The 25,522-nt window shown below is 52.4% G+C and carries 14 protein-coding genes; 5 read left to right on the top strand and 9 right to left on the bottom strand.

The features are described from left to right. Positions 1–120 precede the first annotated feature (120 nt). The 4 genes from RBB77_RS21980 to RBB77_RS21965 form a co-directional block, all read right to left on the bottom strand. Entirely contained in the window at positions 121–1,791 is a 1,671-nt protein-coding gene (locus tag RBB77_RS21980; protein WP_353063842.1) for a recombinase family protein, read from the bottom strand. Beyond that, positions 1,788–2,240 carry a DUF2924 domain-containing protein gene (locus RBB77_RS21975; RefSeq protein ID WP_353063841.1) on the bottom strand — a complete coding sequence of 151 codons (453 nt, stop codon included), beginning with the start codon at positions 2,238–2,240 and terminating at the stop codon, positions 1,788–1,790. Before RBB77_RS21975 ends, RBB77_RS21980 begins: the two co-directional genes overlap by 4 nt. 176 nt (positions 2,241–2,416) lie before the next feature. After that, positions 2,417–2,791, bottom strand: coding sequence for a DUF5681 domain-containing protein (locus RBB77_RS21970; protein ID WP_353063840.1), 375 nt, complete (start codon positions 2,789–2,791; stop codon positions 2,417–2,419). Continuing rightward, positions 2,784–4,088 carry a site-specific DNA-methyltransferase gene (locus RBB77_RS21965; RefSeq protein WP_353063839.1) on the bottom strand — a complete coding sequence of 435 codons (1,305 nt, stop codon included), beginning with the start codon at positions 4,086–4,088 and terminating at the stop codon, positions 2,784–2,786. Before RBB77_RS21965 ends, RBB77_RS21970 begins: the two co-directional genes overlap by 8 nt. 1,229 nt (positions 4,089–5,317) lie before the next feature. Here RBB77_RS21965 and RBB77_RS21960 point away from each other — a divergent pair. Continuing rightward, positions 5,318–6,346, top strand: a complete 1,029-nt coding sequence (locus RBB77_RS21960) for a LacI family DNA-binding transcriptional regulator (protein ID WP_353063838.1) — start codon at positions 5,318–5,320, stop codon at positions 6,344–6,346. Positions 6,347–6,474: 128 nt separating this feature from the next. Further along, positions 6,475–8,202 carry a glycoside hydrolase family 2 protein gene (locus tag RBB77_RS21955; protein WP_353063837.1) on the top strand — a complete coding sequence of 576 codons (1,728 nt, stop codon included), beginning with the start codon at positions 6,475–6,477 and terminating at the stop codon, positions 8,200–8,202. Here RBB77_RS21955 and RBB77_RS21950 read toward each other — a convergent pair. Next, on the bottom strand, positions 8,186–9,463 hold the full coding sequence (locus RBB77_RS21950; protein WP_353063836.1) for an MFS transporter: 1,278 nt from the start codon (positions 9,461–9,463) through the stop codon (positions 8,186–8,188). The genes RBB77_RS21955 and RBB77_RS21950 overlap by 17 nt on opposite strands. Before the next feature lie 24 nt (positions 9,464–9,487). Then, complete coding sequence (locus RBB77_RS21945) at positions 9,488–11,740, bottom strand: FAD-dependent oxidoreductase (protein WP_353063835.1); 2,253 nt, start codon at positions 11,738–11,740, stop codon at positions 9,488–9,490. Positions 11,741–12,066: 326 nt separating this feature from the next. Here RBB77_RS21945 and RBB77_RS21940 point away from each other — a divergent pair, with 326 nt between their 5' ends. From RBB77_RS21940 to RBB77_RS21930, 3 genes are all read left to right on the top strand, one after another. Next, entirely contained in the window at positions 12,067–15,588 is a 3,522-nt protein-coding gene (locus tag RBB77_RS21940) for a TonB-dependent receptor (RefSeq protein ID WP_353063834.1), read from the top strand. 62 nt (positions 15,589–15,650) lie between these two features. Beyond that, complete coding sequence (locus RBB77_RS21935; protein WP_353063833.1) at positions 15,651–17,618, top strand: glycoside hydrolase family 97 protein; 1,968 nt, start codon at positions 15,651–15,653, stop codon at positions 17,616–17,618. 119 nt (positions 17,619–17,737) lie between these two features. Beyond that, positions 17,738–21,199 carry a glycosyl hydrolase gene (locus tag RBB77_RS21930; protein ID WP_353063832.1) on the top strand — a complete coding sequence of 1,154 codons (3,462 nt, stop codon included), beginning with the start codon at positions 17,738–17,740 and terminating at the stop codon, positions 21,197–21,199. 179 nt (positions 21,200–21,378) lie between these two features. Here RBB77_RS21930 and RBB77_RS21925 read toward each other — a convergent pair whose 3' ends face one another. The 3 genes from RBB77_RS21925 to RBB77_RS21915 form a co-directional block, all read right to left on the bottom strand. Continuing rightward, positions 21,379–22,791, bottom strand: a complete 1,413-nt coding sequence (locus RBB77_RS21925) for a glycosyltransferase family 2 protein (protein WP_353063831.1) — start codon at positions 22,789–22,791, stop codon at positions 21,379–21,381. A 5-nt stretch (positions 22,792–22,796) separates the two neighbouring features. Beyond that, positions 22,797–24,434, bottom strand: coding sequence for a hypothetical protein (locus RBB77_RS21920; protein ID WP_353063830.1), 1,638 nt, complete (start codon positions 24,432–24,434; stop codon positions 22,797–22,799). Positions 24,435–25,060: 626 nt separating this feature from the next. After that, a complete protein-coding gene (locus RBB77_RS21915; RefSeq protein ID WP_353063829.1) occupies positions 25,061–25,444 on the bottom strand; it encodes a response regulator transcription factor in 384 nt (127 codons plus the stop codon). Between the last annotated feature and the right edge of the window lie 78 nt (positions 25,445–25,522).

The following is a 25,522-nucleotide window of genomic DNA, read 5'->3' as shown; positions in this document are numbered from 1 at the left end:
CCCCCATGAAGTATCCGAGAAATAGAGCATCAAATTGGTTATTAGCCGCTTTCCAATAGAAATAGGACCCTTTCTGGACATTGTGTTGGCTTGATTTGCTCAACGTCAGCCAAATCAGTGTTATTGCGCCAAACGTTGCTGGTCCCATCCTAGAGAGAGATCCTTCGTAAGACCAGAGACGGTGAGCAAGGGTGAGTGGTTTCCAACAAGGATGGCTTCGTAGAGGGTTGGAGACAGTGCCGCCAATCGAAGAATTCGCGACGCGTAGCGTTTGTTGAGGCTCGCTTTTGCGGCAAGCTCTTCCAAGTTCCTTACCTTCCCGGCGACTATCCATTCTGACCATGTTCTCGCTTGGACGACAGCACGCACCAGAGAAGCGATTGGGGCGTCGCTTTCGCGCTCTCCGTTCGATAGGATCAATTTGACGGCGCTACCGCGTCGTGCGACCGATATCGGTTCATGCAGCTGGATCTCGGTTGAGGGATCGGCTGAAAGCACCTCGCCGAGCAAATCTTTGCAGAGTTCGGCGTGGCTCAAGAAGATGCACAACTCATTATTGTCAACGACTATTCTCTTAACGATCCGGGAGATCAAGTCTCGTGTGTTTGCGTGCGCAATCTCTGAGAGTTGAGCAGAACGATGCTTCGCGGCTGACGTCAACAAGCGCAGCTCCCGAACGTCTAGCGTCGTGAAATGCCCTGCTAACCGCGGGGAGTCTTCAAGAAAAGAACCAATTGAGGAGAGGACACGTCTCTCCAATTCGTCCGCCGGCAGGCGCTTGATGATGTTCACCGATGAACCGCGCCCGGAGCCGGTGAGAATGTAGTAAAAGTAGCGCCTCCCCTTCTTCGCTGCATGGGTCGGCGTATAGCTTTGGCCATCTGACGTCACTAACTTCCCATGCAATAGCCGGCCTGACGGGATATTGCCCTGGGTTCGCCGAGCAACGCGGTTGTCCTTCAACAATGCTGCGGCTTTATTCCATATCTGCAAATCTAAGATCGGCTCATGTTGCCCGTCGTGAAGTTTTCCCTGGTGAGCAATCTTTCCGATGTAGATCGGGTTGTTGAGCGTGTGATAGAGGGAACCTCGCGAGAGGATCACACCTCCTCGTTGACGTCCAGTGGAACTGGTCCATCTCTTGCTGCGAATGCCAGAGTGTTTCAAACGTTCAGCTAATTTCCGTACACATCCACACTCGAGATAGGTGAGGAAGATATTACGGACAGCCACTGCTTCCTTGGCGTTGACGATGAGTTTTCCCTCCACCCTGTCGTATCCTTTGGGCACATGACCTCCCATCCACATGCCCTTCTTCTTCGAGGCGGCAACCTTGTCCCTGATTCTTTCTCCGGTGACCTCACGTTCGAACTGTGCGAATGAGAGCAGCACGTTGAGCGTCAGGCGACCCATGGAGGTTGTTGTATTGAATTGTTGGGTAACAGAGACGAAGCTCACACCCTGCTTATCGAAGGCATCCACTATCTTGGCGAAGTCGGATAGTGCGCGAGTCAATCGATCCACTTTATAGACAACGACGGTATCGATCTTGCCGGAAGCTATATCTGTTATCAATTTCTTGAGCCCTGGCCGCTCCATGTTCCCGCCAGAGAACCCGCCGTCGTCGTATTGATTTGCTAGAAGCTGCCACCCCTCATGACGCTGGCTTAGGATGTAAGCTTCGCAGGCCTCTCGCTGGGCATGGAGGGAGTTAAAAGACTGTTCTAGTCCCTCTTCGGAAGACTTTCGAGTGTAGATTGCACAACGAATCTGAGTCTTAGCCGACGTCACGAAGCCTTCACCTTCTTCGTGCCGAAGAAGGCCGGCCCAGACCAACGTGTCCCAGCGATCTCACATGCAATCGGAGACAGACTCTTATATGTCTTTCCCAGGTAGTGATAACCCTCATCGTTCAGCGTGACCTCGTGGGTCTTTCCCTTCCATTCCCTTACCAGTTTCGTCCCGGACTTGAAGCGCTGACGAGCTTCATCTCGGAAACGGCTCTGCGGTCTAAGCGAGGTCGCAATTATCTGTGACTTTGCGTTGGCGTTGGGAGAAAGGCCTCCATAAGCCCTTTCCTGAATTCTGTACGCGAGAATGGGCAACATGAGCTCCGGGCGGATACGCCCGGGCTCTTTTCCAAAGTTGTCCTTCCATAGCTCCACCAAACGCATTTTAGGCAAGTTGGGCAGGTTACGAATCAAGAAAGCTGTTGCGTCATTCGATGGTGTCTCTTTCATGGGACCGCCTCTCTCTGCGGCAGTCCCATTCCCGCTCCAATCAGGCGAACAGTCAAGTCGAAACCGTCTCCATAACCTCTCAAAACTGGGAGATTCAGAGAGTACACGGATCAAGTCTGTTTCCCAAATTTTGTAAGATCAAGCCCGGATTCGTCCCGCACGGCGAGAGTTTTTGATCATTCGCCGCCATCTTTGTTCGGGCCGGGTTTCGTATTGCGAGGACGGATAAAGTTGACCACAAAATTCGGAGGGCTGAGAAACGGTTCCTGCTCTTGTACTCGTTCACGCAGCCGAAGGATTTCTCGGAATGCCCTTGGATCGCCACTCGCCGCTTTGTTGGCCTGTTGCGTGAGCGCAGCCTCAAACTTGGAGATCAAACGTCTACCGCCCGGCCCTTTGACGATCACCTTCTCTTCGAGGGCTTTGCGGATGAGAACGTCGATATTCTTGGATCCTTTTGGTCGGCCCTTTGGGTTTCCGGATTGGCCCTTGCGGAATTGAGTGTGCTTCGGGGGTTTTCCGAAGCCGATCTCATAGGAATTTTCAGCCACAAGCCACCTCCCCAAACTGCCTGCCTGATTCGGCATGTACAGCAGTCCTGCCGGTGTATCGCTGCCAGCGTTGGATCGCAGTGTCCACGTAGAGAGGATCAAGTTCGATGCCGTAGCAGACCCTTCCTATTCGCTCCGCCGCGATCAGGGTCGTACCCGAACCTAAGAAAGAATCCAGAATAAGACCGCCTGGTTGCGTGCAATCGAGCAGTGCATCCGCAACCATTGATACTGGCTTGACTGTCGGGTGCAGTGCAAGGAGATTGCCCTCTTCACCCTGCCGCGATAGCGTGTTCACTCCCGGGTATTGCCAGACATTCGTGCGGTTGCGGCCAAACTTCCCGAGTTGGACGTTGTTCCGATGAGCAGCCTTCCCGTTGCGGAACACAAAGATGAGTTCATGTTGAGATCTGTAGAAGGACCCCATTCCACCCTTGTCCTTGGCCCAGATACAGAGGTTGAGCAGAGCGTCATAGGCCTGTTTACCGGCTGAGAGAATCTCGCCGACGTGACGCCAATCCATACACGCGAAGTGTACGGAACCGGGTTTGCTATGCCGAACGAGGGGTTCGAAACTCGCACTTAGGAACTCGACGAATTCTTTTTCCGTCATTTCCCCTGAGGCCATCGCGAATTCGCGATGATGAATCGACCCGTTACCGCTGACATGACCATCGATAGCCACATTGTAAGGCGGGTCTATAAATATCGCATCCGCCTTACGCCCCTCCATGAGCTCTTGATAGGACTGCTCATCAAGAGAGTTGCCGCAATAAATTTTATGCTTGCCAAGAAGCCACCGGTCGCCGGGACGGGAGATCGCTGGTCCCAGTAGTGCTTCGATTGCATCGTCTGGATCTGGCTTCGCTTCTGCTTGTTGAAGGATTAGGTCAATTTCGGGAATCTCGAAGCCGGTCACGCTTATCTCAAAGCCCAAATCGACGGTCAGGAGGTGCTGCAATTCGATCTTGAGGATCGATTCATCCCAACCTGCATTATCCGCGAGTTTGTTGTCGGCAAGAATGTAGGCTCGGACCTCATCTTCGGAGAGGTTGGAGAGCTGAATCGTCGGTACCTCATTCATGCCAAGTAGCCGAGCGGCTTCAACGCGGCCATGCCCGGCAATAATCGTACTATCGGTTTTCAGTAGAACGGGATTAGTGAATCCGAACGCGTTGATGCTGTCTGCAATTTGACGAATCTGGCGTTTGGAGTGAGTGCGAGCGTTTCTGGTATATGGCTTTAGATCGTTGATCTGTCGATATGTAATTTCAAGAGCGGAAGCTGCTTGTTTCATCTGACCCCCTGTAGCGAATCTTCACTACAGCGAGTCTGACTAAACAGCCGGGCCGTCACAATAGTTTCTACAGGAGCTGATCGGTAGCCGGACAAAAAATCAAGCGGAAATAATTGATACATAGAGAGATACATATTCCACATGAATTTGTCCGGAATTTTCAGTCGGACAAATGTGGATGTTTCTCTGACCACTTATCATGAGCCCTGTAAATTCTCTTCAATACTCCACGCCGGAAACTGGGAGATCGTAAAGCCGCTTCAAAGGTGTGTATGGCTTTCCGAGCATTACGATTGGACGCTGCAAGTTCCTTGCGCCATTGTCCCTCCAGGTTGTTGATTGGCTTAAGCTTTGCTTGGTCGATTTCCGTAGCGATCCGCCGATATTCATGCTTCGGAATTCGTGGTCCGTGCCGCCGGCGAGCCTCAAACATGAGTCGTCCAACAAGGTTGTCGAACATATTTAGGTCAGGATGATCTGCAGGAAGGACCGGAGCAGGCGGAAGGCCTGGGGAGGAAGGCTGCGCGACGAAACGGCAAAAGGTTTCGGCGACCCAGCATGCTGTTTCGATCGCTATAGGAAGGAATCGGTTGATAGTTTTGTGATAGTGGACAAGCACCTCTACTGCAAATGCGGAGGGATTGCCCAAGGAAGACTCTGGCTGAGGACCAGCGAAAGATTCCACGGTAACCTATTCGAGACAGGGATAGGACACGTTGTAGGCGAAGCATTCAGCTATCCCGAGACATAAGCTATACGCATTCTAAAAGATCGTCAATGATGCATTTGCTCGTCTTCCAGCTGTTGACTATCCACTCTGGGGCAATTGGAAAGACACCCAACGTTTGGGGCAATGGCTTTACGTAAGAACCGGGGAGGTTTTTGATTGGGGCGTCGGTGTAGTTGTCCCGCACGATCTACTTTTAACCTATGCTTGGCTTGGTCACCTGGGCGGCGGGAGCTGGAACAGATCCAGTTTCTCTCGGGCTATGTATCCGTTTCGACGAACAAAGCGCTACCTCGGCTGCATGCAGCAGCTTCTTGAAGCCGTTAACGACGGATCGGCCTCGAACCAGAGTCTCCTTGACTGCATTACTCCTGCGTAGCCGGATGACCACGAAAAACTACATGTCAAGCGCATAACTCATATCTGGTAAAGTTAAGTAGCTGAATGCCGTCGTTAGGTCAAACATTCGGTTGAAGATAGATAGCGACGACGATTAAACCATATGGCAGCTCCAAAACTTTCGGATATTGCAAAACGGGTAGGCGTCTCCACTGCGGCAGTTTCTCTTGCCTTAAACAAAGGGGAGACAACGCGAGTGGGTCCAAAGAAGCGCGCAGAAATCTTACGTGCGGCTGCGGAAATGGGCTATTACCCGAATGAACTAGCAAAAGCTTTGGCTGAACGTAGAACCCGTTTGCTCGGCCTGGTCGTGCCATTACGCGATCCCATATTTTTCAACCAATTTATCGCACAAGCGTTGTCAGGCATACAAAGTACACTGATGCGTCGCGGATACAATCTTTTGATCTTCTCGCCTTCGGGAAAGCCAGGAAGGGAGACTCGAGATCAGATCATGGAGAGCCGATTCACTGACGGATTGATCTTGATCAATACGCGCTCGTGTACTTCGCAAGATGTGACCGATACCATCAATGAATTGAAGACCGCAGGGATACGGTTCTCGATGATTAACTCCTACTATGGGCGGGCACCCATTAATTACGTAGGAGTGGACGACGCGAAGCTAGGGGAAGCTGCTGCAAATTACTTAGCGTCCAAAGGACATCGCAAGATTGCTTTCTTAAGTGGCTCTGCGACCCTTCCAGCACATCTCGAGTTAACAAAAGGTTTACAGCGAGGCCTCTCCAAACATGGATTAAAGCTTCCTTCTGAACGCGTTGGATGCACACAGTATGAACGTGAGCGTGCCTTCACAATTCTCGATGAATGGTTCGACAATAAGCGGGATCAGCCAACCGCAATTTTCACCGCTGACGAACAATTGCTGCTGCACTTGTACGACTATATTGAGGCTCGTGGGCTGTCCGTGCCTGAGGACGTTTCCGTATTGGCAAGAGGAAATGTCGGTTTAGGCGATCGTCTGCGTCCAAGACCAACCTCATTGGTAATCCCAACGTTTCGAATGGGGGAACTTGCCGCGGAGATGCTCATCGACGAGATAGAGAAACCTAATGGTAAGTCTCAACGTGTGCTCCTACCTTTCGAATTAGCACCCGGAACCACGGCGTAGACCGTTTCTTTTAAATTCCCGAAGAATCTGGAACAGGCTAAGATTAATCGATTAACATGTGACTATTATGAGCCATCCGGAAAATAGAACAGCCACTCATCCCAATCAAAGAGGAGCCTATCGCGTGCATGAAGTTTAATCGGATAGCGCTCGGGGTTGCAGTGTTGATATGGGGATCACTTTTTTCACTTCATGCTCTAACGACAACCGTTGACTTGGGCGGTGCGGGTTGGACGTTTCGCGGAACACTCGATGGTGCGAAACATGATGTGACGGTACCGCATTGCTGGCCGGTGATGCCTGGATATGAACACTATATCGGTGATGCAGTGTATGAGCGGAACTTCGAGGCCCCGTCAATAAGATCTGGCAGGATAGCGAGACTACGCTTCGACGCGGTGTATTACAAAGCTCATGTGTGGCTGAACGGGAAAGATGTAGGGAGCCATGAAGGCGGCTACACTTCGTTCGAACTCGATGTGACCGAGTCCCTCAAAGTTGGCACCAATCATCTCGTAGTAGAAGTTGACAACACACCGACGTTGACAACAATTCCCGCGATTGCGACGGCCGGGCATAGTGGCCAGGGCGCCACTCCTTATGGAACGCTTAATGGTGAAGGGATCTTCGGATGGATGCCGTATGGCGGTATTGTGCGACCGGTCTCTCTAATCGTGACGAACAAGGTCTACCTGAAAAACATCAAGATTGACGCGAAGCCGGACCTACAACGCGATATCGCAAAGATAACCGTTCATGCCTTTTTACGTAATTCGGGCAATGAAGACGCAACTGTGACCCTTTCAGGAAGCATCGCTGGCCTAGAGATTCTGTTGCCGCGAGTGAAGGCTTCCAAAAACAGCGAGGCGCAGATTTCTTGGACTGGAACGCTTGTCCGCCCACATCTTTGGAGCACTCGCGATCCTCATTTATACGACGCAAGCCTCAGCATTGGCGATGAAGGGCTCGAGACGAGATTTGGAGTTCGCGAAATTCGGGTGCAAGGCACTGAGTTGTTGCTAAACGGCAATCCGGTACATTTGTTTGGCGCTAATAGAGTGAGCGAAGATCCAGTCGCAGGCCTAAGTGAGTCGAAGGCGATCGTAACACGCGATTTGAGCGATATGCTTGCGGACAACATGAGAATGATGCGAATCGCGCACTATCCGCAGGCACAAGAGTTGTTGGACTTTGCTGACGAACATGGCATGTTGATCATCGCGGAAGCGGGAAATTGGAACCTAGGCGCGTGGCAGATGGCTGACCCGGCACTCCGGACGGTCTGGCAATCGCAGATGCGCGAAATGATGGAAGAGGACTGGAATCACCCCTCGGTGATCGCATGGAGCGTGGGGAATGAGTATGAGTCGGCAACCCCGGAGGGCATCGCATGGACGCGAGACATGCGAAGCTACACACTTGGTCTTGATTCAACCCGACTTATCACATTCGCGAGTCGCTTTACTGGTGATCCAAACGTAAAGACAGGCAACGATGAAGCCAGCCAGTATTCGGATTTCGTCTCTGTAAACATCTATGGAGATTATGGAAAGAGGCTAGACCGGGTTCATGCGTTATGGCCTGATAAGCCAGTCTTCATGACTGAGTTCGGTCACATGGGTGAGCCCGGTCTGCACGATCCTGAGCGGATTGCAGACATCACAGAAGCAGTGACTGCGATGAAGGCTCGACCGTGGATGATAGGCGGCGCTCTGTGGACCTGGGCTGACTACCGCTCGCTACATCACGGAACGCCTCCTGATGGAATACGTCGATGGGGCACGGTCAATTTCAACAGAGAACATCGGGATAGCTGGAAAGTTGTGCAGGGACTTTTCGCTACCGAACTGCCGTGACGGTCCGGCTGGCCACAGAAAGCATGTCTGAATTCGGCGTATCTGAGAAGGCCTTCCAGAGAATCACGAGAGCAATAGGATGTAGAACCGCCATAATGTAGAAGATCGGGAGATATCCTTGATGAGCTACCAGGTAGCCTATGATCTCGCTCGAGACCATACCACCGAGACCACTGCCGGCTGCAACCAGTCCGGCAGCCTTACCAATCTGGTTGGCCGGAAATAGTTCGACGATTGTTGATGTTAGATTCACTAGCCACGCCATGTGGGCCAGTGCAATGACCGATGCAATACCGATAGCAACCGCCGCGGTCTGAGCAAAACCTGCCAACGGACTTAGCGGGATAAGAATCGCCGAGATGAGCATGATGCGCCGGTAAGCGAACCCTGCAGTCATTCCTCGGCGAATCAATCTGCCTGAGACCACGCCTCCGAGCAAAGTGCCTATGCCTGCGGCGAGGTAAACGATCCATCCCACCCTAGCGAGTTGACCCATCGACAGATGCCGCACCGTCAGAAGATACTTCGGAAACCAGAAGAGATAAAAATACCAGACCGGATCGGTGAGGCCGCGCGCTACCATCAGCTTCCAAGTCTTACCTCGTGAGAGGACCTCACGCAAAACTTCTGATCCGGTCGTCGACTGAGCGACCAAGCCATCTCTGTACACGAATAACCAGAAAGGCAGCCAAATAAGTCCAGCGGCACCATCAATGAGAAAGACAACCTTCCAGGGTAAGTGGTTTGTGATCGCCGCAATGACTGGTATAGCAACGACAGCTCCGACCGTCGCTCCCATGGTGTAAATACCAATGGCTAGGCCGCGTTGTGGTCGTTCGAAGCTTTCTCCGACAGCCTTCGGCGCGGCGACCCATAAGCCGGGTTCGCCTAAGCCGAGGCAAAAGCGCGCGAACGAGAGCTGGAAAGTAGAAGTCGCAAAAGCCGTGGCCGCCTCCGCAAGAGACCACCACCCAACGAAAAGTGCCATACTGCGGCGCGTTCCTAACCTATCCGTGATAAAACCGGAGGCTGCATAGGCGAATGCAGAGGCAAGCAAAAAGAGACTTACGACGTGGCCGTAGCCCTGATCGGAAAGATGTAGCTCCTGCTGAAAACGTGGCGCGACGACGGAGAGACTTTGTCGGTCAAAGTAATTGATGAGCGCTACGACAAAGAGCAAAGAAGCGACGAGCCAAGGCCGGCGTTTGCTTAGTGAGGAAGTCTGTTCGGACTGTGCCAGTTGAAGGTCGTCGTTAGGCAAGATGCGTCTCAGGGAAAAGACTCGTCAATAACATCTGACTTCAAAGATAGCCGGAGGAGCTTCACCGTGCGAGAGAATTTGAATTGAGATATTAGACGTTTTGACCGGGCTAGAAAGCGCTAAGGTTCGACGTGTCTGGTGATTTTCCAAAACTTCAGCCAGCACATTTTCGTTGTCCGCCACGATACGATATGAGGTGATGCAACCGGGCATTACACGCTCTGGATGAGTGAGTAAAACCGATTCCATCGGGTGATCTGTGTCCGTATCAAATACGATTTCGATGCTGCGCAGGATCTGGGGTGTATCCCAAGTTAGACGAAGAGTCGGCTTCGAATCGGATGGTTCGGGAACCCATGCATTGGCACCTCTCCACGGCCGAGCAAATCCGTTTACAACATTCGCAGGTTGATACGGCTCAAGCGGCGGGGAGATGCGGACTGCGAGGTTCCGCGCAGCTGGCCGACGATCTGGCAGCCAAAAAGCAAACGTATCGACTCCAGAGCCAGGCGGCGGCGTTTGTATAGCGCTCTTGGCAACCGAAGAGTTCATCTTTTGGGAGACGGTCAACAAACCGGGAGCCTGGCCTACACTTTGGTGAAAAGCGATGCTCCGGGAGACTGGCAGGATCACAAAAGCATGAAGTTGTTCTTCGAGAGAGACCTGGAAATCAAGATGAACGAGTTGCTCTGTTCCCGCCTCCAACGACACATCGACAGAGGCGAGAACGATCTCTGGAGTTGTATTGCCTGGGCGTGATGAACGCCACAATTCTGCATGCATGCTGCTCGCTTCGCTAACGTCGACGCATAGGGTAATGACGGGCACGCGTCCTGCTGGTAGCGGTAACAGTAAAGCACGAGGAGTATCGGCCAGTGCAACTTCGCCGCATGGGATGAGCGCATCCACACGAAGCGTACTTGATGCTGTGATCTGAGCTTGCTGCGCGAGGTCAGTATTGTCGTGTCCTGCGACGCCTGGAATATATTGTCCAGTTCGCAAGAGTCTTTGCTGCAGGTGCCGCATCTCATTCGGCTCTACCAGAGCGCGAGGAAGCAGTCCCTGTTCCTTGCATAACGCTGCTGCAACACCGACAGCTTGGCCGTTATGAGCGCATGTGGCCATTACGCGGGTAGAGCCAAATGCAATATGGGTCGCGCTGATAAGCCGCCCGGTAATGAATAGATTGTCCACATTTCGGCTGTACATCGATCGAAAAGGGATCTGGTAGACGCCTTTTGCATGCCACTGTGTGCAACCGGGTTGCGAACTGAATACCCCATCGGCGGGATGAAGATCGATGGCCCAGCCGCCAAACGAAACCGCATCTACGTGGACTGATTGGCCAACGATATCGTTCTGAGTGAGGATAGTATCTCCGATAAAACGACGGCTTTCGCGCTTACCGGGGATCGTGCCCATCCACTCCAATGTTAGATTTTCCGCTTCAGGGAAATTACCCGAATTCTTGATGTAGTTCCAAACTCCGTACGCTACGCGCCAGAGTTCCCATTTGATCTCTTCTGTTTGATGAACGGTATCAAGATTGCCGCCGTACTCAAGCCACCAAAGACGACAGCCGGTGTCCGCGACGCGAAGTTCACGAAATCGCGGAATGGTCGTGATGTCTCCCAGCGCGAAAGAGGGAGCAACATAGTTCACAGGGCGGCCTGTATCCCGAGTATAGAAATAAAGAGAGTGCCCGAGCAGTTCCTTGGTCTCCTCTGAACCGGCAAGAGGCTCATTGAACTCGGAAGCAGCCTCGGCTCCCATACGGAATTCAGCTCCCGAGAGGAATCCAAGAATACCGTCTCCCGAAGCATCAACGAACAGAGGCGCCTCTACGACGTAGAAGGTTTGATTTTGGCTGCAAAAAGCTTTGGCGAGCCGAATCGTTGACCGGTCAGACATCTCAACTTCGTATACGGCCGTGTTGAGCAGTAGTGTAATTCTTGGTTCAAGCGAGACCAACTCAAGCAATATAGAATCGAATACGACCGGGTTTCCTTCTACATTGCGCCACATATTTTCGACAAGAACTTCATCGATGACTCCGCCTTCGCGCGCCCACCGATTGTTATTACCCATATGTGAAGTGGCACCAAGAACCCAAAGCCGAACCTCGCTTGACGAGTTACCGCCAAGAACCGGGCGGTCCTGGATAAGCGTAACCCGAAGCCCCTGCCGCGCGGCAGTGACAGCACAGCATACGCCCGCCAGTCCTCCGCCAACGACTACCAGATCAGTCGTCAAATTGTCTTCTCGCAAAGATCTCATCTAAAGCTCTCCAATGTGACAGCCAGAGCCTCGTACAGGTTGAAACCGCCGTGTTACGTCTCTGGAAAGAGGAGTCACGAGGACGTACCTCCAAGTACAAGAAAGGAGGCTAAAGGTTAAGCGATAAACTTGTCAACCATCAAGCCACCAATATTCTTCCTTTAGACGCGCCGTAACACTACAGGCGCCCACATAATAATTTTATTAGATTAAGCGCTTGACAATGGAACTTTGGCACTCATACTATTCTCTCGCTCAACAAAGGATTAAGTGGGAACTCTTTTTTCCATTTGGTTAAGCGATTGACTAAGGAGATTTGACGAATAATGATCATGATGACTTTCGACCCCCGGACCCCGCATTACACGAAGTCCAGCAACAGTGATTGCCGCCCGTGGACCCGCCTCCTCATGATCATCTTGCTGTGTGGGTTCATCGGTGTCGCGAATGCCCAACAGGATGTCGGGTTCATTGTAGGTACGGTGACTGACTCCAGCGGCGGGGTCGTTCCTTCGGCGAAAGTACATATCATCAATGACAGTACCGGTATTACTCAGGATTTGACGACCAACGAGAGCGGATACTACAGATCGCAACCGCTATTGCCAGGCACGTACTCGACGGTGGTATCAATTGGTGGATTTTCCACCGCGTCGACGAAAGGGCTGATCGTAGATGCTGCGGCAAATGTAACCGCTAATGTCAGATTGGAGGTTGGAAGTCTCACGACGAGTGTGACGGTCGATGCGACTCCGCCGTCGCTCGACGTAGTAGATGCGGAGATCGGCAACACTGTTGACACACGTGCGGCTCAACAGCTGCCTGTAAACGGCCGTAGTGTTCTCGCATTGGCAACACTAAGCGCAGGTGTGGAATCAGCGGTTGGGGCCACGAGCGAAGGTTTCACCAATCGTGGCACGCAAGCCTCCGCAATCCGAATATCAGGTGGAGTTCCAGGTGGCAATAACAATCTTTTGGACGGCGTGACCAACCTGCAAAACTATCTCGGTGAAGTGGCGATCAACGTCAAATCGGATTCCGTGCAGGAATTCCGAATTATGAGCGGAGTCATACCAGCACAATTTGGTTACACCTCGGGTGGGGTAATCAACGTCATCACGCGTTCGGGGGCGAACACCTTACACGGGTCTTTGTATGAGTTCTTCAGAAATGATGCACTCGATGCAAACATCGCCTTTCCCACACCAGTCTTTGGAAAACCAGAGCTACGCTTTAATAACTACGGCGGGACGCTTGGTGGGCCCATCAAGCGAAACAAAGCGTTCTTCTTCGGAAACTACGAAGTTTATAGCTTTGTCAACGACACACCCTTTTACTCGAGCGTGCCGACGCTTCAGGAACGGGGCGGTAACTTCGATGATTTGGGGCAATTGGTAAAGGGCGTTTGCACAACAGTGCCGATTTACGATCCCACGACCGGAACCTCTACAACTCCCCGGACCCAATTTGCGAATAATACTATTCTGCCTGGCCAACTCGACTCAGTGGCTCTAGCCGCGCAAGCAGCTTTCTACCCTCTCCCCAATAACACGACAGGCTCTTACAACCCGTGCACCCATGCGAACAACTATATCGCGAGCCCGAAGATCATCTCGAATGAGAGGCAAGGGATTGCTCGTGTCGATTATCTGCTTGGTCCCAAGGATAGCGCCTTCGCAAGATTTGCATACTACTTGAATTACACCAACAATGGCGCCGGCTATGGTCCCCTGTATAACCGTAATGATACGTTGCAGAATTACACTGGAGTACTATCTGAAACCCATACGTTTTCCTCATCGCTCTTGAATGACGTGCGCATTGCGATGCTGCGATCCGATTTCCCCTTTCAGGGGGCTACCGCAAATCAAGACTATGCTGGTCAGCTCGGCCTAGCAAACGATACGCCAACAGTAGCGCCCATTTTCACAAATGGCCTCTCGACAATTAATGGTGTAGTCGGGTTCCGAGCGTCGACCACCATTGAACTTGTCGACGACGTAACAAAGACTTTCGGAAACCACACACTGCGTTTTGGGTTCGATGGGCGGTTTACTGAGGGTTATAACAATCAGTGCAACCCGTGTTCAGGAAACATCACGTTCAGCCCGAACCAGACAGCCGCCGGAACTAATTCCTCGATTACATCGGGAACAGGCAATCAATATGCTAGCTTTCTGGTCGGAGCGGCCAGCACCGCCAACGCACAACTTGCGAGCGGCATCGCATACCGCAAGCTACAGTATGCCGGATATGTTCAAGACGATTGGCATGCCACGCAGCGGCTAACCCTGAACGTTGGGCTTCGTTACGACTTCCAGGCCCAGCCCACTGAGAAACATAACGGCATAGACGATTTTGATATTACTCAGATAAATCCCGTCAATGGCTATCTTGGAGCGGTCCGTTATGCCGGGGTGGACGGCAATGGGCGAAATTTTGCAAAAGAGAATTTCGGCGATTTCGGTCCACGCATTGGTTTCGCACTAGTGTTGACCAGCGACAACAAAACTGTGATGCGTGGCGGCTTCGCGATCTACTACCCCACGACCGCGCAGGCCTCTTATGATGCCTCGGCTGGAAATACAAACGGCTTCGGAACGCTCACCACTACGTATGCGTCGACTACCACCAACGGACCTGCCTTCACATTGGCAAACGGGCTTCCTTCAGTCCCATCCCCACCGTTGGGTGCAGGCGGTGGACAAAATGCTTTTCTCGGCCAGAGCGGATACTATGTTGAACCGAGCGCGAAGGATCCCCAATCACAGCAATCAACTCTGACGATCTCGCGCGAATTACCTTACGGGATGGTCCTTGATGTCTCTTATCTCGGCAATCACGGTACTCACTTTCTTCTTCCTGCCTATAACATCGATACTCTGGATCCGCAGTACTTCAGTCTGGGGACCGCCTACCTCAACACCTCCGTGCCCAACCCATACGCTGGCATCGTGCCGGGGGCTCTGGGAGCAAAGACCATTACTCGAGCCAACCTGCTCAAGCCATATCCTTATATGCAGAACGTGTACCTGAGCTTTCCTCGTGGTGGGCACTTCGATGGGAACTACCTGTATGTTTCGGCGCAGCGGCGAGCGGATCATGGTCTGCAAATACTAGGCGCTTACACCTACGGTAAGCTGATGAGCCTCCCGATCTACACTGATCTTGCAACGACCTCGGGGATCACTCAGACAGGCACCGGCTTCCAAAATCCTCGCAATCTTGATGGAGACTACAGTGTGGACGCGATCGACGTGACGCATCGCGGAACGATATCAGCTTTGTACGATCTCCCCTTTGGCAGAAATCAACGCTTTCTCTCCCACTCCGGCGTTTGGGATCGATTGGTCAGTGGCTTCCAATATAACGTCATCATGACTGCGGAGAGTGGCAGGCCACTCGGCTTCACGGGAGCCACAAATCAGGGTATTGCGATACGACCAAACTTTGCTCCGGGCGTCAGTGTCGCAGCTCCTCATCGAAGCCGCTCAGAGTGGTTCAATACAGCCGCCTTCATTGATCCACCGGACTACAGCTTCGGCAATGTGCCACGATACTATTCGAAGGTTCGTGGACCGGGAACGCTTAATTTCGACATGTCTATCTTCAAAACAACGCGCATCACCGAGCGAACATCCCTCGAGCTTCGCTTGGAAGCTTTCAATGCACTCAACCATGTCAACCTCCTACAGCCCAACACAACATTTGTCGCCGGCACTCCGGCGAATCCGGCGAATCCAACTGACGAAGGTGGTGGCAATAGTAGCTCCAACTCTAACTTCGGTCAGGTACTCGGCTCCCAAAATGCCAGACAGATACAACTTGGCGCAAAGCTTCATTTTTGAGTGATCAAAAATATAGGATGAAGAACTGAAAGTTCGCTAGTTCTCGTTGAACGTCCATCTGCATGATTAAACTCTCTCGTGCCTTCATTTTCACTTCGCTCTTAGCTTCGACCACATCGCTCCAAGTGGTCGAAGCAAAAGCGCAATCGAAGTCTACGAGGATAATTTCCCCGAGCCTTGCGCCTGATGTAGTTGTTACCAGTCCCGACGGAACGCTTAGCGGCACTATCTTCGCAGACAATTCTTCGGGGCTCAGCTATCAGGTCTCATGGAACGGGCATCCCGTGGGCGGCCCTGGGCACATCGGTTTGAGGCTCGAGAGTCCCAATCAAACTACACCGCATGAGATAGGGCTTCATCCTACCCTCGGAGATATATCGAGGGATCAAATTGACGAACAATATCCCTTCCATGGCGCAAAGGCGACTGCGCAGAACAAAGCAAACATCTTAACCATCTCAGTGCGAGAGGCAAACGCGAGTCCCTACAAGATTGAAGCGCGCGCCTATGACAATGGATTCGCATGGCGCATTTTGCTCCCTGAATCTGCAAGCCCTGTACAGGTATTAGAGGAGACGTCCATTTGGACTCTCCCACAGGGTGAAGTATGGTTTGGAGAACGAAATAACAATTGGAAGCTGAAAAGCTACGCTGGTGAGTTTCGACATACGGCAGTCGATAACTTGCCTTCCATATCGCAGCAGGGACCAATCCAGACCGCACCTTTGGTAGTCGAGCTACCACACAGTGATGGATTTGAATTGGTAACCGAGGCGAATCTTGCAAATTACAGTGGCATGCGCCTTCGCGCAATCGGTAACCGTAAGCTGCAGGTCGATTTCACTGAAGGTTCCAAGGGCTTCGAAATAAATGGAGCTCTCACCACACCGTGGAGAGTCACCATGCTCTGTCGCGACCTCGGTTGTTTAGTCAACAATACTTTGACGGAAAACTTGAATCCACCGCCTGACCCGATCCTGTTTCGCGATACGAGTTACATACATGAAGGCCGTTTCGTCTGGCGTTATATGAGCCGCGAGACGGGCACCCCCGCCCAGGAAGCGGAGTTCGTCGATTTTGCCGCCGCACTAGGCTACGAATATACCTTGGTCGATGATGGATGGAAGACTTGGGAAACACCATGGCAGTCAATGAAGGAGTTGGTTCAATACTCACGATCGAAGAAGGTTGGCGTCTTTGCCTGGAAAGATTCGAACGAGATCAGTGATCCTTCGGGAGACTTTGCCAAGGCGCGGGACTTTCTTGATCATGCGGCTGACGCTGGCCTCGCAGGGGTCAAAATCGATTTCATCAATGGCGAGAGCAAGAAACAAATTGACTTCGAACGACGTGTGCTTGCGTTAGGCGCGGAACGAAAACTAATGATCGATTTTCACGGACTACAGAAACCTACAGGAGAAGAGCGGGCATTTCCAAATGCAATGTCCAGAGAAGCTGTCAGAGGTATAGAGCTAAACCGCATGCCGGAAGGACCTCTGCCAGCAAGTCACAATGCGGCACTGCCTTTTACCCGCTTTGCGGTGGGGCCAGCCGACTATACTCCAGTTAATCTGCAGTGGCCCGGAGAGACCACATGGAGCCATCAGCTCGCCACCGCAATTTTGCTAAGTTCGCCGTGGCTCGTAATCGCCGAAGATCCAGAGTTCCTCCTCAAGAACCCCGATGCCGCGCCCGCGCTCGAAGTATTAAAAGAACTATCCACCAGTTGGGACGAGACGATTGTCATGGACGGCAGTCAAATTGGAGGACTTGTCGGCATGGCACGACGTAAGGGGTCCGTTTGGTTTTTAGCAATCATAAACGGGTCATCTACACCCTCCGCATTGCCAATACTCCCTGCCAAGATTAACCTGACAAACTTCGAAGGCATTGCGCTCTCTAGTCCAGAGAGAAGGTCGTTTGCGTTAGCCAAGTACACCGATGTCGCTGTATGGGATCCGAACCGAAAACTCCAACCAGGCGACGGGTTGGTAGTCGTTTTAAAGCCACGTCACCTGGTTCCGAAATAGGCCAGCTCAAATCGAACTCGGCCGGTGGAGATTATATTGCTTCACTGCTGAGGTCTAATGGGATCGTCATCGAACGAATTCGAAACGCGGAGTTGAGTACAACTTTGAATCGACGGGAAATGCTAAAACTCACCACCGTTTCCGCTGCAGCGGGGCTGGGTTTTGTAGTTATGCCTAGAACTGTCTCTGCGAATGAGATGTCAGAGATCCCCACGAATTTGCTGTCGGCAGATCAGCTTGTATCTGACTTCGCTCAGCCGCCTGCTCAAACAAGACCGTGGTGCTATTGGTATTGGGTAAGCAACTACATCTCTCGCGAAGGGATTACTCGCGATGTGGAGGCTATGGCGCGTGTCGGAATAGGCGAAGCGATGATAGCAAACATCGCAGGTCGGGATACGCCGTTGGGCGATGTCAAATTATTCTCAGAGGAGTGGTGGTCTCTGCTTGAGCATGCTATCCGAGAGGCCAAGCGCGTCGGAATAAATGTTGGGATTTTCAACGGCCCCGGTTGGAGCCAATCAGGTGGACCATGGATTTCAACCGAGCGATCTATGCGCTATGTGGTTTCATCAGAGACCCGAATTGTGGGACCGGCGAGATTTGAAGGAACGCTATCGACTCCGAAAGAGTCATTCCAAGGCATTGGAACTTTGGCATTTCCGGTGCCAAAAAACGATACAGATACCATCGCCGCACACTTCCCTCAGATTCATTGCACCCCTGAGATTGCAAATCCCGAACATTTGATGGACGGTGATCTGAGAACCAAGTGTTTGTTCCCATCCGGACTCGCAGACAAGAAACCATTCGTCATTGACGTTGTGGTTGCAGAACCATTCACGGCGCGCAGTCTAGAACTCTATCCCATCGAGGGCAATGTATATTTCCGCTGCAAATTGGAATATGAGGACGCCTTAGGCGTGTTCAAGGCGGTCCGAACGTTCGTGATGGATAGACGAGGACTCGACCGACCTCAGTTTAGGCTGATAGTGGGTCCCATGGTCACCGGCCCAAAGGTCATAACATTCCGTCCTATCACCTCACGTCATTTTCGTCTTGTCATTGAGAACCTGATTGGAACAGGTGGTCTCACGGAGATCAAGCTCTCCGCAGCCGCGAGGTTAGATTCTTTCGTCGAGAAAGAACTTGGCAAGATGTATCCAGCCCCTCTGCCAGAATGGGATTCATACCTTTGGCCCCCCTCGACCGAACCTGACTCCCCAGACCTTGCCATCGCACCGCGTCAAATAGTTGACTTGAACGATCGTGTCTCATCTGACGGAATGTTGCGTTGGGATGTTCCAGCTGGGGAGTGGATTATTCTTCGCTCTGGGATGATTCCAGTCGGCATCACAAATCATCCCACCACCATCGAGGGACTTGGGCTGGAATGCGACAAGATGAGCCGTGAGGCCGTCGACCTTCATTTCAACAGCTTCGTCGGCAAGCTTCTTCGGAGAATGCCGCCGTCTGACCGTACCGCACTTCGTCATGTGGTGGTCGATAGTTTCGAAGTCGGATCAGAAAACTGGACCGATAACTTTCACGAGCGATTTCAGAAGGTCCTCGGTTACGATCCGCGACCGTGGCTTCCCGTGCTTACCGGTCGGATTGTGGGCACTAGCAATCAATCAGACCGCTTCTTGTGGGACATGCGACGGTTGATCGCAGACGAGATCGCCAAAGAATACGTAGGAGGACTGCGGGAGATTTCTAATCAACACGGACTTCGGCTCTTAGTAGAACCTTATGGATCCTGGGGATTTCCGGCAGAATTCTTGCAATATGGTGGACAAGCAGATGATGTGGCTGGGGAGTTTTGGGTGAATGACGATAAGTTGGCGGCAAAGGAGAATGTAGAAGTGCGAGCGGCATCGTCGTCCGCTCATATTTATGGGAAGCGAGTTGTCATCGCTGAGGCATTCACATCTGCGCGCTCATTCCTCGACTCCCCGGCGCAACTTAAGACTTTGGGAGATTGGGCCTATACCCAAGGGATCAACCATTTCATGCTGCACGTCTATATTCATCAACCTTGGGAAGAAAAAGTTCCGGGGGTGAACGCCTGGTTTGGAACGGAATTCAACCGGCACAATACTTGGTTTGAGCAATCAAAGGAATGGATTGATTACTTGAGGCGTTGTCAATTTTTGCTTCAACAAGGTAGGAGCGCGGCCGATATCGCTTATTTCATAGGGGAAGATACTCCCAAGATGGCCGGCCCGCGACACCCCGACCTACCCGACGGTTATGACTACGATTTTATAAATGCAGAAGTTCTTCTCAATGGGGTGCGCGTTAAAGACGGCTTACTCACAATACCGAACGGGCCGGCTTACAGCTTACTTGTGTTGCCGCCCCTTGAAACGATGCGGCCTGCGGTGCTTAGGAAGATACGTGATCTGGTAGCCGAAGGTATATCTATCCTAGGTGCACCGCCGAACCGCTCGCCAAGTCTTCAGAATTATCCCGCTTGTGATCAGGAGGTACGAGAACTTGTGTCTGAATTGTGGGGTACATTTGAAAATCACGAGGACAGTTTCGCCGAACGCAGTTTCGGCAAGGGACGAGTATTTGGTGGTGGCGACATGCCCGAAGTTCTGAGGCGACTCAAAACTGCATCCGCAATCTCGTGCCCTAAAGAAATTCTGTGGACTCTCCGCAAGACCGGTAACGCAGAGATATATTTTCTCTCAAACCAAACAGACGAGTTCCGATTCGTCGAAGCTACTTTTCGCGTTTCAGGTCGAATCCCTGAATTGTGGCACCCTGACAGTGGAGTTGTAGAGCAGACCGCCTGGTTTTCATATGCAGGCGATCGCACCAGTGTCCCTCTGACATTTGATCCACAAGGGTCAGTGTTTGTGGTGTTTCGTCATCCCGTCCAAGAACCACCCATAATACAAATCGCTGTGAACGATCAACCTATTAGAGAATCCATAGGATTGTGTCCGATTCGCGTTATGCGATCCGAAAACGGATTTCCTTCCGCGACAATATCGCGACCTGGTCGCTACACATTGGAGCGAGCCGATGGCAAGCGGACAAACCTCGACGTCCCAGATATTCCAGCACCAATTCCGTTGAATCGACCGTGGAAAGTGCTATTTCGTTCTAGTAGAGGCGTCGCTCTAAAACAAATAGATATACTCCAGCTGCATTCGTGGGCCGATAGTTCCGATAACCTGATACGTTTTTTCTCTGGCACGGCCTTTTATCAAACTCATGTGAACGTGCCGGATGAAATGTTGATCCCTGGGCGTCGTGTGACGCTGGATCTTGGCAGGGTCGAGGTGATTGCTCAGGTACACGTCAATGGGAAGGACCTTGGTGTTCTCTGGAAACGGCCATTCTCCGTCGATATCACCGATGCAGTATCGCCCGGCACTAACAAAATTGAGATCTTAGTGACCAATACCTGGTGGAATCGGTTGGCTGGTGACGAAGCACTCCGTCCGGATGAACGTACGACATTTACAGTTTGGCAACCGGCAACTCCGCGCGCATTTTTGTTACCCTCCGGCTTGCTGGGTCCGGTCAGCATACGAAACGAGGTTATACGTGAGATCAAAATTTAGCTTATGGGCTTCAAACTAGTTGACTTGACGCCGTGCTGATGCACGTCATAGAGCATCTCTAAATGTCAGCAGTTGAGGACCTTCTCAGTGGTGAGGCGTATTCAACTTGCGTGAAGGTTACCCATCGCGGTTATCGTCCTGGCCAGTGTATTGGTGGTGCCTGATGACAACGGGGGGCCTTACCATCGCATTCCTGTCCCTCTGGCTTGGTCGACCATGGCGATAAACCAGGCACAATTCAAAAGAATGCCCTGATAGAAATCGAAGAGCGGCGAGAGCAGAGAGAGATAGATTTGATCCCGATGTGCGACGGCGTACAGACTTCCTGACATCACGTTGAGCAAACATGCAGCCGCGGCCCACGAAGCGAGGCTCGAAAGACTGCCACCGCGGAAGACGTACAGAAGCGAGCTTCCGAGGAGAACAAAATAAAGTGGCGGGAAGAAGGAGAAATCCAGCAGGAACACAGCCGCAATCCATACCGTAACCTTGAGCGGCGACTTGCCTCCGCGCAGGGTCCTTTTGAGATACCACAGGACAACTTGCATCGTTCCGCGGTTCCAACGATATCGCTGGTTAATTAGGCCGGCCAGTGTCGCTGGGGCCTTTGTATGGGCGACTGCATGGGGCTCGTACTCGATTCTGTACCCGAGCGTGAGCATAGTAAGGGAGAGGTGAAAATCCTCCGCGAAGGTAAGGGGCGAGAATGGCCCTGGTACTTCGTGATTTTCAGAAGCTTGTGAACGCTCGTTTTCTGCCTGCACGCGCTCCAGAGCTTCGCGCCGGAAAAGCCCGATCGGCCCGGGAACAACCATTACCGCTCCAGTGGCACCTTGTGAGAGACGCAAGGCGCCGTTCGCAAGGACATACTCGAACGCTTGGAACAGCCCCACTAACGACTTTCTATTGCGGACTCTGATTTGACCCGAGACAGCGCCTACGCGCTTGTCGCGCATGTGTCGCACCATCAACCTGAGTGCACCGGGCTCGATTCGCGAATCGGCGTCGATACAAAGAATCAAGTTGCCGCTGGCGTGCCTTAGGCCGTAGTTATGAGCGCTCCACTTACCCTGATTGGGCTTTGTGAATACACGCACATCGCACCTACCCTGCGAGGAGCAATGAGTCCCCGCAAAGGAGAGCGCGAGATCGTAGGTGTTATCGCTGGAACCGTCGTCCACGAAGATGACCTCGTAGGCCGGGTAGTCCAGACGCACAAGGGAGCTCATCGCATCCTGAACACAAGTTGCCTCGCAATAAGCGGGTGCGAGGATCGATACATACGGCAAAGACTCATCACGCGGCGACGAGAGCGTCCGCTCGTGCTTCGCCATACTCGCATACGACAGGATAAGCAGGATGCACCAGCGCAACGCCAGCAGGCCTGAGAGGACGCCGAGGACGTAAACACTGACAGAAGCGAGACTCAGGCCTTGGTGGTCGATCTGTGCAGCGGCCTCGGACCACAGCCTGTATGGGGTGTACACCGTCATGAAAATCCCCAATGAGAGTGTGATCCAAAAGAGCCACGAAGTAGCTGCATCGGTCGGCATGAGGTGAAGGCGCCGTGCGTGAGCTTTCCCGGTTTTCATAATCCTCATTGTGAGACCGCCGAAAGATCGCGAGCGGATGGGTCAAGTTGCGCCAGAACCCGGTCGACATCTTCCACCATAGGATTAGCAAAGGACACTCCCGAGGCTGGTTCGCTTCGGCTCGTCCCCTTGTACTCCAGCGTTTTCATAAGATGGGCAGATATTGCCGGTTGTATCGCAAGTGCACTGTGTACCTGTTTCGCAACGACTGATGAAGGCATCTGGTTTCTTAGACTCTCGCCGAGTTTGATACCCAATTGATGAAGCTCTTCTTCCTCTGTTGAGTAGGAAGAACTCTGTTCTGATTCGTCGACATTCTTTGCGGTGCGTGGAGTCAGATGTGCACGTAGCTTCTTGAAGATCCACACGACCATCGGCAGGAGCGAGAACGCCAATCCAGCTTGAGCGATCCGATCGCTATAGAGCGGCGGCCGCCATTGCAGGGTGACAGGTATGGCTCCAGAGGCGAACGCTGCAAACTGCTCCGAAGGAAGATTGCATTCGATCAGTAAGTCGCGGCGGTCGGGGTATCCTGGAACCGCCTGAACCGACTGCAGCCGGCCGAAGACCTCTTCACTCACCAGGGAGTACTTCAGCTTCATCCGCAGCTCCTGGCCGGGCACCAGCATTGATGCTTCACGTGCCGGAAGCTGCACGGTAGCGAGGAAGCCAGGACCTTTCGCCAAAGCGAGGATTACTTTACTGTCCTCGGCGAGAGCTGGGGTTGGGTGACGATAAACCACCGTGCCGGCGAACGGTGCCACAACTCTGCGCTGCCCTTGAAGTTGAAGCAGACTTGTCCGAAGCTCGGAGAGCCTCGCGTCGAGTGCAGCCAACTCCGCCGCTCGTTCGGCCCTTGCCCGTTCACCGTCGCGACGAATTGCTGACTCTGCATAGGCTATCTCTTCGGACCCTGCCTTTGCCGACTGAATGAGATTTTCGCGCTCGAGCAACTCCTTCGCAGCGGTTTGCGCCGCTGTTTTTGCCGCCTCCAACTTATCGCGGGACATAACACCTGCTTGAACGAGAGCGGATGTTCGCATGAACTGCGCACTGGCGGCATCGCTTTTTGCTTGTTCGGCGCCAACGAAGTCATCGTTGTTGAGAACCTGCATGAAAGGGGGATCGGATTGCCGGGCGCCCAATACGCCATAACCGAGTTGACTGAGACGAGCACGTTGAGAGTCGTTCGCATCCTGGGACAATCGTATGTCTTCAGGATCAAGCACTAGGGGCTTTAATCGAGTACTGGCGATCTGGTCCTCCAATACCTTGATCTCGCCTCTGAGTTGCTCCTCTTCCCGATCGGCTTCCGGATCCTCAAAGCTGGCGATCTTGGCACCGTCATTGACGGAATCGCTTTGGATAAGATGGGGAGTCGTCTTTGCATGTGCGCGCACAACGAAAAAATCGGTGCCAAGGATGACGCCAGCCCTTCTCGTCAGTTCGCGGTTCAACCAGCCCCCGGCAAACGCCACGGCGCATAACAACAACCCTATGTACAGCAGGCCGCGCGAGACGTGAGGATCTCCATTGTCGTTGCGCTTCTTCCAGACCGCGAACGAATGAGAGATAACGAATACCAGCCAGCCGACTACTGCGGCCGCCAGCGCGATGTGAAAAGCCCCAACTGAATCATTCACTGTGCATTATTCCGGAACTTAGTATTCACAGGCTGGCCGCAACTGTCGGAGTAATTCCGACACAACAAGATGCCGAATCGTTAGAGAATGCCTGCGTGTTTTCGAAACCGCGTGATCCGACTGCGCCATCAACGCGATTCATCAAATAGAGATTAAGAGAGAACGAACGGAGAAACAATAGAGGGCACTACACAACGCATCGTGTGTTGTTACACGCCGGCCCGCAAAATGGAGCGTCAAAATCGGCGCATGCGTTGCTGCTCTTATGAATCGATCGCACATTAGGCTCTTCCTTGTCGTCCTGGTGGGGGATGGTAGCCTATGTCGCTTGTGAGCCCTACTTCGACATTGCCACGGGAAAGCTTGCCAATGACGTCCCCATGGATGTGAACAACAATAACGCTTCGACAAGCTCGAGCGGCTGCTCTCCTAAGATCGAACAATGCTGTTTTGTTTCGCGCTTCGTAAGTGACGAGTCTTTACGGGTTTCATTACTGGCTCTTACGCATTTATTCATTCCGGTGCCTTCGGCCGTCGAGTAAATATTCAGTTTCTTGGAAAATCGCCGACTCGCAGGCCTTTCTGCATTGAGCTGAAGATTCTCTCTGCAGAAGTGACGGCTGCGCCTATTCCGTTTTGCCATTTGAAGAATCTTTATCTTCCAGATCTCTCTGGATGATGAATGCTTCGAGGGAGAGCAGGTTGTCTTTGAGGGCGTAGCCTTTTGCGCCTGCGGCGAATGCAGCGTGTCTGAGGTCTTCCTGATCGTAGTCGGTGACGATGACGATGAATGCCTGCGGATATGATTTCAGAATTTCTCTTGTTGCACACAGGCCGTCCATTCGCCCCATGCGAATGTCCATGAAGACAATGTCGGGTTGATGCGTCGCATAAGCGCTCAAGGCATCGGCTCCGTCTTCGCATTCGTTAACTTCGGTGGCGAGATAGGAGATCGCTCGTCGTATGAGCTTGCGGACTGCAGGATTGTCTTCAACGATGAGAATGTTCACTTTTTCCCTGGGAATTGGGTAAAGGCGGACCGGTCACGAAGACCGACCCGCCGATTGCCTGGTTGAATGCGCAGTCTT

It is taken from the genome of Tunturibacter psychrotolerans, from assembly GCF_040359615.1.
GTDB classification, from domain to species: domain Bacteria; phylum Acidobacteriota; class Terriglobia; order Terriglobales; family Acidobacteriaceae; genus Edaphobacter; species Edaphobacter psychrotolerans.
The sequence above is the reverse complement of the archived record's forward strand: the minus strand, read 5'-3'. Positions and strand labels throughout refer to the sequence as shown.

What these genes read in the sequence shown, in the direction of transcription:
- RBB77_RS21955 (WP_353063837.1), top strand. Translation starts at nt 6,475, where the DNA reads ATGAAGTTTAATCGGATAGCGCTCGGGGTTGCAGTGTTGATATGGGGA.
- RBB77_RS21965 (WP_353063839.1), bottom strand. Translation starts at nt 4,088, where the DNA reads ATGAAACAAGCAGCTTCCGCTCTTGAAATTACATATCGACAGATCAAC.
- RBB77_RS21945 (WP_353063835.1), bottom strand. Translation starts at nt 11,740, where the DNA reads ATGAGATCTTTGCGAGAAGACAATTTGACGACTGATCTGGTAGTCGTT.
- RBB77_RS21930 (WP_353063832.1), top strand. Translation starts at nt 17,738, where the DNA reads ATGCTAAAACTCACCACCGTTTCCGCTGCAGCGGGGCTGGGTTTTGTA.
- RBB77_RS21960 (WP_353063838.1), top strand. Translation starts at nt 5,318, where the DNA reads ATGGCAGCTCCAAAACTTTCGGATATTGCAAAACGGGTAGGCGTCTCC.
- RBB77_RS21940 (WP_353063834.1), top strand. Translation starts at nt 12,067, where the DNA reads ATGATCATGATGACTTTCGACCCCCGGACCCCGCATTACACGAAGTCC.
- RBB77_RS21925 (WP_353063831.1), bottom strand. Translation starts at nt 22,791, where the DNA reads ATGAAAACCGGGAAAGCTCACGCACGGCGCCTTCACCTCATGCCGACC.
- RBB77_RS21935 (WP_353063833.1), top strand. Translation starts at nt 15,651, where the DNA reads ATGATTAAACTCTCTCGTGCCTTCATTTTCACTTCGCTCTTAGCTTCG.
- RBB77_RS21975 (WP_353063841.1), bottom strand. Translation starts at nt 2,240, where the DNA reads ATGAAAGAGACACCATCGAATGACGCAACAGCTTTCTTGATTCGTAAC.